The following is a 12,446-nucleotide window of genomic DNA, read 5'->3' on the forward strand; positions in this document are numbered from 1 at the left end:
CTTCTGCGAGGGGTATCGGCGGATGTGCCCCGCACACGCGAGAGTATGGTGAGGTGGTGAACAGCAAGGCCCCCTCCATTCGCGCGAGCCGTCCTCCCGATCGCCCGCGCAGCCGAACGCCCTGGATGCTCATCGTCCCCGCGCTGCTCGGGCTGGCCTTCCTGGTGCTCCCGCTGGCCGGTCTGCTGGCCCGCGCCCCCTGGTCCACGATGCCGCGCCGGTTGGCGCAGCCCGAGGTCCTGGAGGCGCTGCGCCTCTCGCTGCTCACCGCGACCGTCGCCACCGCGCTGTGCCTGCTGCTCGGCGTGCCGCTGGCCTGGCTGCTGGCCCGGGTCGCGTTCCCCGGCAGGCGGCTGGTGCGGGCGCTGGTCACCATCCCGCTGGTGCTGCCGCCGGTCGTGGGCGGCGTCGCGCTGCTGCTGGCGCTCGGCCGCCGGGGGCTGGCCGGGCAGTGGCTGGCCGAGACGTTCGGCGTCTCGCTGCCCTTCACCACGGCGGCCGTGGTCGTCGCCGAGGCGTTCGTGGCGATGCCGTTCCTGGTGATCAGCGTGGAGGGGGCGCTGCGCGGCGCCGACGACCGGTTCGAGGAGGCCGCGGCGACGCTCGGCGCCTCGCGCTGGACGATCTTCCGCAGGGTCACCGTCCCGCTGGTGCTGCCCGGCATCGTGGCGGGCGGAGTGCTGTGCTGGGCCCGGGCGCTGGGGGAGTTCGGGGCGACCATCACCTTCGCCGGAAACTTCCCGGGAGTCACGCGGACCATGCCGCTCGCCGTCTACCTCGCCATGGAGACCGATCCGGAGTCGGCCATCGTGCTCAGCCTGATCCTGCTCGTCGTCTCGGTCGCGATCCTCGCGGGGCTGCGCGACCGATGGGTGGCCGCCCCGTGACGCTGCACGCGCGCCTGATCGTCGAGCGCCCGCGCTTCCGGCTCGACATCGAGCTGACCGTGGCGGCGGGGCAGGTCCTCGCGCTGCTCGGGCCCAACGGCGCGGGCAAGACCACCGCGCTGCGCGCGATGGCCGGGCTCACCCCGCTCACCGACGGCCGCATCTACCTGGACGGCAGGCCGCTGCACACGATGCCGGTCGAGGAGCGCCCGATCGGCGTGGTGTTCCAGGACTACCTGCTGTTCCCGCATCTTTCCGCGCTCGACAACGTCGCCTTCGGCCCGCGCTGCCAGGGGGCGGCCAAGGCCGCGGCCCGCCGTACGGCCGGCGAGTGGCTGGAGCGGGTCGGCCTGGCCGAACACGCCGCCGCCCGGCCCCGGCAGCTCTCCGGCGGGCAGGCCCAGCGGGTCGCGCTGGCCCGCGCGCTCGCCGTACACCCGAGGCTGCTGCTGCTCGACGAGCCGCTGGCCGCGCTCGACGCGCACACCCGGCTGTCGGTGCGCTCCCAGTTGCGCCGCCACCTGTCCGACTTCGACGGGGCCACCGTGCTGGTCACCCACGACCCGCTGGAGGCGATGGTGCTCGCCGACCGGCTCGTGGTGATCGAGGACGGCACGGTCGCCCAGGAGGGCACCCCCGGCCAGGTCGCCAGGCGGCCCCGTACCGACTACGTGGCCAGGCTGGTCGGCCTCAACCTGTACCGGGGCACCGCCGACGGCGACGGGGTCACGGTGGACGGCGTGGAGTTCAGCGTGGCCGAGCACCTGCGGGGGCAGGTGTTCGTGGCGTTCCCGCCGTCGGCCGTCGCCCTGTACCGGACCCGCCCCGACGGCACCCCGCGCAACCTGTGGCGGGCCCGCATCGAGGGCATGGAACGGCACGGCGACAACGTGCGCGTCCACCTCGGCGGGCCGATCGCGGCGGGCGCGGACATCACGCCCGCCGCGGTGGCCGACCTCGGGCTGTCGCCCGGCCAGGACGTCTGGGCGGGGGTCAAGGCCACCGAGACGCACGCCTACCCGGCGTGAGGCCGGCTAGGTGATCCGCTGGGCCTTGCCGAGCAGCCGCTGGGTGACCACCACCAGCGCCAGGAACGCCCCGCTGACCACCTGCTGGATGGACGAGGTCAGGCTGCCCACCTGGTTGATCATGCTCTGGATGACGCCGAGCAGCAGTACGCCCGCGATCGTCCCGGTGATGCCGCCCGCGCCGCCGGTGAGCAGCGTGCCGCCGATCACCACGGCGGCGATCACGTCGAGTTCCATGCCGATGCCCAGGATGGTCACCCCGGACGACAGCCGGGCCGCGTTCAGCGCCCCGGCGAGCCCGGCCAGCAGCCCGGACATCAGATAGACGTAGACCTTGGTCCGCGCCACGGGGACGCCCATCAGCGCCGCCGCCTGCTCGTTGCCGCCGATCGCGTAGACGTTCTGGCCGAAGCCGGTCCGCTGCAACAGCACCATGGCGGCCAGCGCCAGCGCGATCGTGACGTAGACGGGGAAGGTCAGGCCCAGCAGCTCGCCCTGGCCGAGCCCGGCGAACGTCCGGTCGCGCACCAGGTAGGTGGTGGCCCCCTCGTCGGAGATCGCGAGCATCAGCCCGCGTACGCCGAGCAGCCCGGCGAGGGTCACGATGAACGGGGCCATGCCGGTCCGCGCGATCAGCAGGCCCTGCGCCAGGCCGACCGCGCCGCAGACCAGCAGCGGCAGCGCGAGCGCGACCACCGGCCCGGCCTGCGAGCCGTACGCGGCCAGCACCCCGCCGAGCACGAACAGCGACCCCACCGACAGGTCGATCCCGCCACTGATGATCACGAACGTCATGCCGATGGCGATGATCGCCAAGAACGAGGAGGAGACCACCACGCTCGCCGCGTTCGCGGCGGTGGCGAAGCTGTCGAAGGCGAGCGCCCCCGCCGCCACCAGGGCCAGCAGCACCATCGCGGCGCCGTGGTGCTGGAGCAGGTGCCCGACCCGCTCGCGGGACACACTGAAGGTCATCGCTTGCCACGCTCCCTGGTCGCGTAGACGGCGGCCAGGATGATGACCGCCTGCACCATCTGGGTCCACGACTGCGGCAGGTTGTGCTTGATCAGCGTGGCCGACAGCAACTGCATCAGCAGCGCCCCCATCACGGTGCTGACCACGCGGATCCGGCCGCCGGTCAGCGGGGTGCCGCCGACCACGACCGCGGTGATCGCCGACAGCTCGATGAACATGCCGAGTGAGGTCGGGTCGCCGGCCTGGAGCCGGGCGGTGGCCAGCACCCCGGCGACGGTCGCGAGCACGCCGGAGATCACGTAGACGGTGAGCAGCACCCGTTTGACCGGCAGCCCGGAAAGCTCGCTGGCCGCGCGGTTGCCGCCGATCGCGACGACCTGCCTGCCGAAGGTCGTCCTGCGGACGAGGAAGGCGACCAGCAGGGTCAGCACGGCCGCGATGATCACGATGACCGGGACCCCGGCGACCGCCGCACTGCCCAGCGCGATCAGGTCCGGGTTGCGGAACTCCTCCAGTTGCGGCACCAGCACGTTGGCGATGCCGCGCACGCCGACCAGCAGGGCGAGCGTGGCCACGATCGGCTGCACCCCGACGTACGCGACCAGCGAGCCGCCCGCCGCGCCCACCACCGCCCCGGCCACCAGCGCGACCAGCACCGCGGGCAGCGCGCCGTACCCCAGGTAGAGCACCGTGACCGCGGCGGCCAGCGCCATCACCGACCCCACCGACAGGTCGATGCCCTGCGTGCCGATCACCAGCGCCATCCCGAGCGAGACGATCACGATCGGGGTGACCTGCACGAACTGCGTGCGGAAGTTGGCCGCGTCCAGGAAGTGCGGCGTGAACAGCACGTTGAACAGCAACAGCGCGGCGACGGCCGCGTACACGCCGTACTCCTGCAGCCAGGCGAGCACCCTGGCGCGGTCCGGCCGCGGCGGCGCCGCCTCAGCCATCTGCGTGGCCTGCGTCATGAGTGCCGGCTCCCGGGGAGTGTTCCGCGATGGACGCCATGATCCTCTCCTCCGTCACCTCGTCGCCGGACAGTTCCCCGACGACGGCCCCGTCCCGCAGGACGAGGATGCGGTCGGAGCCCTCGACGAGCTCTTCGAGGTCGGATGAGATCAGCAGTACGCCGAGCCCGCCCTCGGCCAGTTCCTCCACCAGGGCCTGCACCTCGGCCTTGGCCCCCACGTCGATGCCGCGCGTGGGCTCGTCGAGCAGCAGTACCTTGGGGCGCATCGCCAGCCAGCGGGCCAGCAGCACCTTCTGCTGGTTGCCGCCGGACAGCTCGGAGACCTTCTGGTGCGGGGAGGACGCCTTGATCCGCAGCCGCCGCATGAAGGTGGCCACGACCCGGTCGATCCTGGCGTCGGAGACGACCCCGGCGCGGGCCAGCGCGGGCAGCGCGGCGAGCGCGATGTTCTCCCGCACCGACAGGGTCGGGATGATGCCCTCGGCCTTGCGGTCCTCGGGCAGCATGCTCACCCCGGCGCGGATCGCGGTGGCGGTGGAGCCGGGCCGCAGCGGGAGCCCGGCCACGATCACCTCGCCCGCGTCGATGGGCAGGGCCCCGACGATGGCCTTGGCGGTCTCGCTGCGCCCCGCGCCGAGCAGCCCGCCGAGGCCGACCACCTCGCCGGGGCGGACGCTCACCGACACACCGTGCAGGACATGCCTGCGGCGCAGGCCGCGCGCCTCGACGACCGGCTCGCCGGCCGGGCTCCGCCGCCGCCCGCTGAACCGCGTCAGGCCCGAGCCGCCGCCGACCTCCCGGCCGAGCATGAGCGAGATCAGCCGGAGCCGGTCCAGCCCGCCCAGCGGGCCCGTGTGCGCGACCCGTCCGTCGCGCAGCACGGTCACCGTGTCGCAGATCCGGTACAGCTCCTCCAGCCGGTGGCTGACGTAGACGACCGCGATGCCCTGCTCGCGCAGGCCGCCGATCACGCCGAACAGGGTGTCCACCTCGCGGGGTTCGAGGGAGGACGTCGGCTCGTCCATGATGACCACGCGGGCCTCCACCGAGACCGCCCTGGCCAGCGCCACCATCTGCTGCGCGCCCACGCCGAGGGTGCGCAGCGGGCGGCGGACGTCGGCGCGCACGCCGTACCCGGCCAGGACGTGTTCGGCCGCGCCGTTCATCCGGGCGGTGTCGATCACACCGAACCGGTTGCGCGGCTCGCGGCCGAGCAGCAGGTTGCGGGCCACGCTCATCATCGGCACGAGGTTGACCTCCTGGTAGATCGTGGAGATCCCGTCGCGCTGGGCGTCCAGCGGCGTGCCGAAGGCGACGGGCGCGCCGCGGTGGCGCAGCTCGCCGCCGTCGGGACGGTACACGCCGGTGAGCACCTTGATCAGAGTCGATTTCCCGGCGCCGTTCTCGCCGACCAGCGCGTGCACCTGGCCGGGGCGCAGCGTGAACGACACCCGGTCCAGGGCGAGGACGCCGGGAAACCGCTTGGAGACGTCCCTGGCCTCCAGCACAGGCTCATCGGGGTGGGTCATGGTCAGTAGGCCTCGGAGAGCGAGCCTTCGGCGTTGGCCGCGTCGTACTCACGGTCGCTGATGATCACCTTGTCCGGGATCGGCTCGCCGTCCAGGAACTTCCGCGCGGTCTCGAACGCCAGCGGCCCGAACCGCGGGTTGGACTCGATCACCGAGTGCAGCCAGCCGTCCACGATGCCCTGCACCGCGCTCCTGGTGCCGTCCACCGACACGATCTTGATGTTCCCCGGCTCCTTGCCCGCGCCCTTCAGCGCGGTCACCGCGCCCAGCGCCATCTCGTCGTTCTCCGCGTAGATGCCGTTGATGTCCGGGTTGGACTGGATCAGTTGCTCGGTGACCTGCTGGCCCTTCTCCCTAGCGAACTCGCCGGTCTGCTCGAAGGAGATGGTGATGCCGGGGGCCTTCTCCTTGACCCGGTCCTTGAAGCCGTTGGTCCGCTCGGTGGTCACGTTGTTGCCGGGCGCGCCGAGCAGGATCGCCACCTTGCCCTTACCGTTCAGCGCCTTGATCATCTGGTCGGCGGCCCGGGCGCCCTGCTGGTAGAAGTCCGAGCCGATGAAGGTGAGGTAGTCGCCGCAGGGCCTGGCGTTGATCTTGCGGTCCACCGTGATGATCGGGATCTTCTTCGCCGCGGCCTGCTGGAGCACCGGCTCCCAGCCGTCGGAGTTCAGCGGCGCGATGATCAGCAGCTTCGCGCCCTGGGCGATGAGCTGCTGCACGTCGGTGATCTGCTTGGAGAACTGCGACTGGGCGTTGGTCACCCGCAGCTCGCCGATGCCCAGCCTGCCCGCCTCGTCCTTGATCGACTTGGTCTCGGCGATCCGGAACGGGTTGGCCTCCTTCTCCGACTGCGAGAAGCCGACCACGGCCGTCTTCAGGTCGAACTTCGTGCCGCCGAACTGCTGGAGGGTGCAGGCCGGGCCCGCGGACCCGGCCGGTGACTGGACCACCTGGGCGCCCTGGGTGCCGGAGGCGGCGGGCGCGGCGGCCGGGTCGCTCTCGCCCTTGGCGCAGCCGGCCACCGCGAGCAGGGCGGCAAGGGCGAGCACCACGGCGCGCGAGCGCCGCATCGTTCGCAACATGGGACTTCCTTTCGCCGGAGGTGCGCTCCAGGGGTTCAGCAGGGGACGGGCGTCTCGTCGATGGCCGCGCGGTTCGCCGCGCGCACCCGCTCGGCGTCCATCTTGGTGATCGACCTGTCGTAGGTCATGAACCCGTTCAGCTCGGTCTCCACGTCCGTGGTCTGGGTGTAGATCGCGCCGCTCAGGCCGTCGCAGGACCGGAGGCGGGCCAGCGCGGCGCCCATCGCCACGTAGCGGCCGGTCAGCGCCACCGGGTCGGGCTCGGTGACGTACCCCCAGCCGCCGCCGGACCAGGTGTGCCCGATGACCGGCATGCCGAGCCCCCCGTACTCGCCGAGCACCGCCGCCCGCGCCGCCGTCGGCCTGCCGGGAGCGCCCGGCCCCGGGTAGATGTGGTAATCCATCAGGTCGCCGTTGCCGCCGTCGTGCGCGCCGCAGCAGTTGATCCCGGACATGTTGTTCACCAGGCGGGACGGGTCCCAGCCCTTCACCAGGTCGGCGATCCTGGCCTGGTCGTACTGGCCCCAGCCCTCGTTGAACGGCACCCAGACGACGACGGAGGGGCTGTTGCGGTGCTGGTCCACCATCTCGCGCAGCTCCGACTCGAACTGCGCGCGCTGCGCGGCGTCGGTCGAGTGGGCCATCGACGGCATGTCCTGCCAGACCAGCAGCCCCAGCTTGTCCGCCCAGTGGTACCAGCGGTCCGGCTCGACCTTCACGTGCTTGCGCACGGCGTTGAAGCCGAGCCGTTTGGTCTCGATCAGGTCGTACGCGAGCGCCCGGTCGGTGGGCGCGGTGTAGATGCTGTCCGGCCAGAACCCCTGGTCCAGCGGTCCCATGTGGAAGACCGGCTTGCCGTTGAGCAGCATCCGCGTCACGCCGTTCACCTGGCCGACCGACACCGAGCGCATCCCGAAGTAGCTCTCGACGCGGTCGGACGTGCGGTGGCGCTCCTTCAGTTCCACGGTCAGGTCGTACAGGTAGGGGTCGTCGGGGGACCACAGCCGCGGCCGGGGGACCGGCAGCCGCAGCTCGGACCCGGTCGGGCCGCTGACCCGGCCGATCACCCGGCGACCGGCGCGGGCGGTGACCACGGCGGTCGCGCCCGGCGTGCCGCCGACGGTGACCTTCAGCGCCTGCCCGGGCACGTCCGGCACGGTCGCCAGCGACTCCACGCGGGTGCGCGGGACGGGCTCCATCCAGACCGGCTGCCAGATGCCGGAGGCGGGCGTGTACATGATCCCGCCGGGGTTCAGCCGCTGCTTGCCGAGCGGCTGGCGGCCCTGGTCGGTCGGGTCGTACACGGCCACGACCAGCTCCTGCGCGCCGCGCGGGCGCAGCGCGTCGGTGACGTCCACGGTGAAGCGGTCATAGCCGCCCCTGTGCGTGCCGACCTGCTTTCCGTTGACGTAGACGGTGGACTCCCAGTCCACTGCGTCCAGGTGGAGCAGCAGCCGGTCGCCGTTCCTGCCGCGCACCGTCCAGTCGCGCGGGACGGTGAACGTGCGCCGGTAGAACATCCGCTCCTCGTGCCGTTGCAGCCCGGACAGCAGCGACTCCACCGGGTAGGGCACGACGATCCGTTCGGCCAGGTCCCGCCCGAACGGCGGGGCCTCGCCCGGCCCGGCGGCGGCGAACTGCCACACGCCGTTCAGGCTCCGCCAGGAGTTCCTGGCCAGTTGCGGCCGGGGGTACTCCGGCAGCGGGTCGTACCTGTCCACGTCCTTGGCCCAGCGGGTCCGGATGGTGTGCTCGGAGCCGTTGACCACGGCCGCCAGGTCGTACTTCGGCAGGGGATCTCCACCGGCCAGCGTGATGCCGCCCCGGCCGTCGTAGGAGGCCCGCACATTGTCGCCGGCCTGCTTGGGCACGGCGTGCGCGAGCGTCAGCTCCACCACCGAGGGATCGCCCCGCCGCAGCCGCGCGGACCGCGCCGGCCACGCCGTGCCCGAGACCATCACCACCAGCTTGTCGTGCGCGCCCGGGGGCAGCGCGGCCAGGTCCTCGGCGAAGTCCAGCGTGACGGACGTGCCGGACGCGGCGACCGCCGCCGACTCGGGCCCCGGCGGGTCGTAGCCCTCGGGCAGGAACAGCGCCCCGACCGGCACGATCTCCTTGGCCTGGGTCGGGCTCTGCCAGCGCAGCCGCAGGTTGGCGCCGCCGTAGTGCTCGAAGTACTCGATCTTGATGTCGTACTTCCGCCCGGCTTCCAGTGCGATCGGGACGCCTACCTGCTCGCGGTCCCAGTCGTCCACCCAGTGGTCGATGACCGGCCTGCCGTCGATCCACAGCCGGTAGCCGTTGTCGCCGACCATCGAGAACGTGTAGGTCTCGCTGTACTTCGGCGCGATCCGGCCGGTCCAGCGCACGGTGACGTCGTCCTCGCGCCCGGTCAGGAGCTTGAACACCGGGTTGAGGTCGGCCAGCTCGATCGCCGGGTCGACGATGGTCGCCTTGTGCTCGGCGAAGTCGAACCGGCCCGCGCCGGAGCTGAGGTAGTAGTCGCCGCGCAGGCCGTTGCGCTCGGCCGTGGCCGAGGCCGAGGCGGTGGGCACGGACTGCCAGGCGAAGGCGAGGAGGAGGGAGAGGAGGACTGACGAGGTTCGTCGCAACGCGGTCATACGTGGGGGGCCTCTCGTGCGAATCCGAACAACTCCGGACGCGTATGGGTATCAAAGAAGCACTCGAATGACCGGAGCGTCAATAGATTCGATCAGATTCGTTCTCTTCCGATCACAAGATCGGTCGCCCAGGTGCGGCGAGAGCGCCGCCGGACGGCTCGCGACCTGCGGCCGGGCCGACTATGATCGGATCTGACCGAGGACGACGAGCGGATCAATGACGGGCGGGCAGACCGTGGGCGAGACCCAGGCGCCGGGCGACGGCCGCCGGCCGGTGTTCGCCGCCGAGCGCCGCCAGCGCATCATCGAGCTGCTGCGGGTCAACGGCGCGGTGTCGCTGCGCGAGCTGGCCCAGGCCGTGCGCTCCTCTGAGGTCACCGTCCGCCGCGACCTGCGCGCGCTGGAGGCCGAAGGGCTGATCAACCGCCACCACGGCGGCGCGACGCTGCCGGGCGAGCTGTCCCGCGAGCCCACCTACGCACAGAAGGCGCAGGTCGCCGCGGCCGAGAAGGCCGCCATCGCCGATCTGGCCGCCTCCCTGGTCGAAGACGGCGACGCCATCGTGGTCGGCCCCGGCACCACCACCCAGGAGTTCGCCAGGCGGCTCGCCCGGCACACCGAGCTGGCCGTGGTCACCAACTCGCTGCTGGTCGCCCAGGCGCTGGCCGGGTCGCCGCGCATCGAGGTGGTGCTCACCGGCGGCACGCTGCGCGGCTCCATCCACGCCCTGGTCGGCAGCGCCGCGGAGCGGTCCCTGGCCGGGCTGCGGGTGCGCCGGGCGTTCGTCTCCGGCAACGGCCTGACCGCCGAGCGCGGCCTGTCCACCCCCAACATGCAGGTCGCGGGGGTCGATCGGGCGCTGGCCGGGGCGGCGGAGGAGGTCGTGGTGCTGGCCGACCACACCAAGATCGGCGTGGACACCATGGTGCAGACGATCGCCGTCGAGCGGTTCGACCATCTGGTCACCGACGACGGCGCCCCCGCCGACGTGCTGGACGAGCTGGGCGGCAGGGGCGTGCGGCTGCACGTGGCCCGCGTCTGATCCCCGGCACACCTGATCATATGTGATCGGCCGTGACGGGATCATGGCCCTTCCGTTACAGGATCGTTTTCTGCCCGGATCAGCATCGATCCCAGCGAGGCAGGGAAAGAGCGATGAGCAGTACGGTTCTCCAAGCCGCCGGGGTGTTGAAGACGTTCTCGGGTGTCCGTGCCCTTGACCACGTCTCCTTCGCGGTAGGCCCGGGCGAGGTGCACGCGCTCGTGGGCGGTAACGGCGCGGGCAAGTCCACGCTGGTCAAGGTCCTCTCCGGGGTCTACCAGCCAGACCGTGGCGAGCTGCGCATGCGCGGCGAGCGGGTGCGGTTCGGCTCGCCCGCCGAGGCCAGGCGGGCCGGCATCGCCACCATCCACCAGGAGGGCAACCTCGTCCCGCTGATGAGCGTGGCCCGCAACCTGTTCCTCGGGCGCGAGCCGCGCGGCCGGTTCGGCCTGATCGATTTCGCCCGGATGCACGCGGAGGCCGACCAGATCGTCCGGTCGTACGGCATGCCGCTGGACGTCCGCCGCCCGCTCGGCTCGCTCTCGCCGGGCACCCGGCAACTGGTCGCGATGGCCAGGGCGGCCTGGGCCGACGCCCGCGTGGTGATCATGGACGAGCCGACCTCGGCCCTCGAACCGGGGGAGATGGAGACGCTGTTCCGGGCCATCGCCCGGCTGCGCGCCCAGGACCGGTCGATCATCTACGTGAGCCACCGGCTGGAGGAGCTGTACCGGGCCTGCGACACGGTGACCGTGCTGCGCGACGGCAAGGTCGTCCACACCGGCGGGCTCGCCGGGCTGGACCGGGTCCGGCTGGTCTCGCTCATGCTCGGCCGCCCCCTCCAGGGGCACCGCTCACCCCCTGAGGAGCCCGGCCCCGCGGATCGGCCCGCCGACCTGCCCATTCTGGAGGCGACCGGGCTGACCAGGAAGAACGTACTGTCGGATGTCTCCATCGCGATGCGCGAGGGCGAGGTGCTGGGCCTCGGCGGGCTGCGCGGAGCCGGGCGCAGCGAGACCGCCAGGGCCATCGCCGGGGCCATGCCGGTGGACGCCGGGCAGGTGACGGTGGCGGGCGCGCCGCTGCGCAAGTGGTCGATCAAGGGCGCGATCCGCGCCGGCGTCGGGCTCGTCCCGGAGAACCGCGTCTCCGAAGGCATCGTCCCGACCCTGTCGGTCCGCGACAACATCGCCCTGGCCGCGCTGCCCCGGCTGTCGCGCGCCGGGATCGTGTCCGACGCCCAGGTGGACCGCATCGTCGCGACCTTCATGCGGCGGCTCGGCATCAAGGCGGTCTCCCCGCGCCAGCGGGCGCGGGAGCTGTCCGGCGGCAACCAGCAGAAGGTGATGCTGGCCCGCTGGCTCGCGATGAACCCCAAGATCCTGCTGCTGGACGAGCCCACCAGGGGCGTGGACGTCGCGGCCCGCGCCGAGATGCGGGCGCTGATCGACGACCTCGCGGTGGACGGCCTCGCCGTCCTGCTCATCTCCTCCGACCTCGCCGAACTGGTGGCGAACTGCGACCGGGTCGTGGTGCTGCACGACGGCGCGATCACCGGCGAACTGGTCGGCCCCGAGGTCACCGAGGACGGCATCATGGCGGCCATGGCCGCCACTCCCGCCGCCCTGTGCCCGGAAGCCTGACGCGCCGACGCCCGGTGCGCGGGGCATCGACCTCAGGGCGGGCACCGACGGCCCGGTGAAACGGCGGGCAACATCGGCAGCGGCGACGCCGGACACCTGATCTCCGCTGGGCATGGTGATCGACGGCGGCGGCGACCAGGGCCCCTGCGGCCCGACGCCCGACCCCGATCTGACCTGCTTGTGACCGGATGAGAACCGGTCAGCTCAGGCAGAACTCGTTGCCCTCCGGGTCGAGCATGGTGACCGCGTAGTAGTCGGGGAGGCCGCCGCTGGGGACCGCCCGGACCAGGGTCGCGCCGAGGCCGACCAGGCGCTCGGCCTCGGCGTCGACCTGCCGCCTGCGGACCTCCACCGGCACGGCGCGGCCCTCGGTGACCTGGATGTCGAGGTGCAGGCGGTTCTTCACGGCCTTGCCCTCGGGGACCCGCTGGAACCAGATGCCCGGACCCACGCCGCCGGGATCGACCACCGAGTCATAGCCGTCGGGGATCTCCTCCTGGAGCCCTCGGTCGGCCCAGTAGGCGGCCCAGGTGGCGAAGCCGTCGGGCGGCTCCTCCAGCCGGTAGTGCAGGGCCTCGGCCCAGAAGCGGGCCAGCCGGTCGGAGTCGGCGCAGTCGAAGGTGACCTGGAATTTCCGTGCCATGCGGCAGATCCTGCCGCATGGCACCG

The 12,446-nt window shown here is 72.3% G+C and carries 10 protein-coding genes; 4 read left to right on the plus strand and 6 right to left on the minus strand.

Annotated features, from left to right (window positions below):
• Positions 1-125: 125 nt before the first annotated feature.
• Together ACH34R_RS24325 and ACH34R_RS24330 are read left to right on the plus strand one after the other, a co-directional pair.
• Positions 126-887, plus strand: coding sequence for an ABC transporter permease (locus ACH34R_RS24325; RefSeq protein ID WP_397564068.1), 762 nt, complete (start codon positions 126-128; stop codon positions 885-887).
• Entirely contained in the window at positions 884-1,915 is a 1,032-nt protein-coding gene (locus tag ACH34R_RS24330) for an ABC transporter ATP-binding protein (RefSeq protein WP_397563819.1), read from the plus strand. Before ACH34R_RS24325 ends, ACH34R_RS24330 begins: the two co-directional genes overlap by 4 nt.
• Before the next feature lie 6 nt (positions 1,916-1,921).
• Here the strand turns inward: ACH34R_RS24330 and ACH34R_RS24335 are convergent, their stop codons facing one another.
• Genes ACH34R_RS24335 through ACH34R_RS24355 form a run of 5 tightly spaced genes read right to left on the minus strand, consistent with a single transcriptional unit; the run spans position 1,922 to position 9,092 of the window.
• The gene (locus ACH34R_RS24335) at positions 1,922-2,887 is read right to left on the minus strand and encodes an ABC transporter permease (RefSeq protein WP_397563820.1); all 966 of its coding nucleotides are present in this window, start codon (positions 2,885-2,887) and stop codon (positions 1,922-1,924) included.
• Entirely contained in the window at positions 2,884-3,840 is a 957-nt protein-coding gene (locus ACH34R_RS24340; protein ID WP_397563821.1) for an ABC transporter permease, read from the minus strand. The genes ACH34R_RS24335 and ACH34R_RS24340 overlap by 4 nt, the downstream gene beginning before the upstream one ends.
• The gene (locus ACH34R_RS24345; protein WP_397563822.1) at positions 3,833-5,389 is read right to left on the minus strand and encodes a sugar ABC transporter ATP-binding protein; all 1,557 of its coding nucleotides are present in this window, start codon (positions 5,387-5,389) and stop codon (positions 3,833-3,835) included. Before ACH34R_RS24345 ends, ACH34R_RS24340 begins: the two co-directional genes overlap by 8 nt.
• A gap of 2 nt (positions 5,390-5,391) precedes the next feature.
• Positions 5,392-6,471: an ABC transporter substrate-binding protein gene (locus tag ACH34R_RS24350; RefSeq protein WP_397563823.1), complete on the minus strand. Its 1,080-nt coding sequence runs from the start codon at positions 6,469-6,471 to the stop codon at positions 5,392-5,394.
• 35 nt (positions 6,472-6,506) lie between these two features.
• Positions 6,507-9,092: a PA14 domain-containing protein gene (locus ACH34R_RS24355; RefSeq protein ID WP_397563824.1), complete on the minus strand. Its 2,586-nt coding sequence runs from the start codon at positions 9,090-9,092 to the stop codon at positions 6,507-6,509.
• Positions 9,093-9,309: 217 nt separating this feature from the next.
• Here ACH34R_RS24355 and ACH34R_RS24360 point away from each other — a divergent pair, with 217 nt between their 5' ends.
• A complete protein-coding gene (locus tag ACH34R_RS24360) occupies positions 9,310-10,134 on the plus strand; it encodes a DeoR/GlpR family DNA-binding transcription regulator (RefSeq protein ID WP_397563825.1) in 825 nt (274 codons plus the stop codon).
• A 113-nt stretch (positions 10,135-10,247) separates the two neighbouring features.
• Complete coding sequence (locus ACH34R_RS24365; RefSeq protein ID WP_397563826.1) at positions 10,248-11,777, plus strand: sugar ABC transporter ATP-binding protein; 1,530 nt, start codon at positions 10,248-10,250, stop codon at positions 11,775-11,777.
• 199 nt (positions 11,778-11,976) lie between these two features.
• On the opposite strand, the gene ACH34R_RS24370 is transcribed toward ACH34R_RS24365, so the two are convergent.
• Complete coding sequence (locus ACH34R_RS24370; RefSeq protein WP_397563827.1) at positions 11,977-12,420, minus strand: VOC family protein; 444 nt, start codon at positions 12,418-12,420, stop codon at positions 11,977-11,979.
• Positions 12,421-12,446: the final 26 nt, after the last annotated feature.

Source organism: Spongiactinospora sp. 9N601 (assembly GCF_044326295.1).
GTDB lineage: Bacteria > Actinomycetota > Actinomycetes > Streptosporangiales > Streptosporangiaceae > Spongiactinospora > Spongiactinospora gelatinilytica.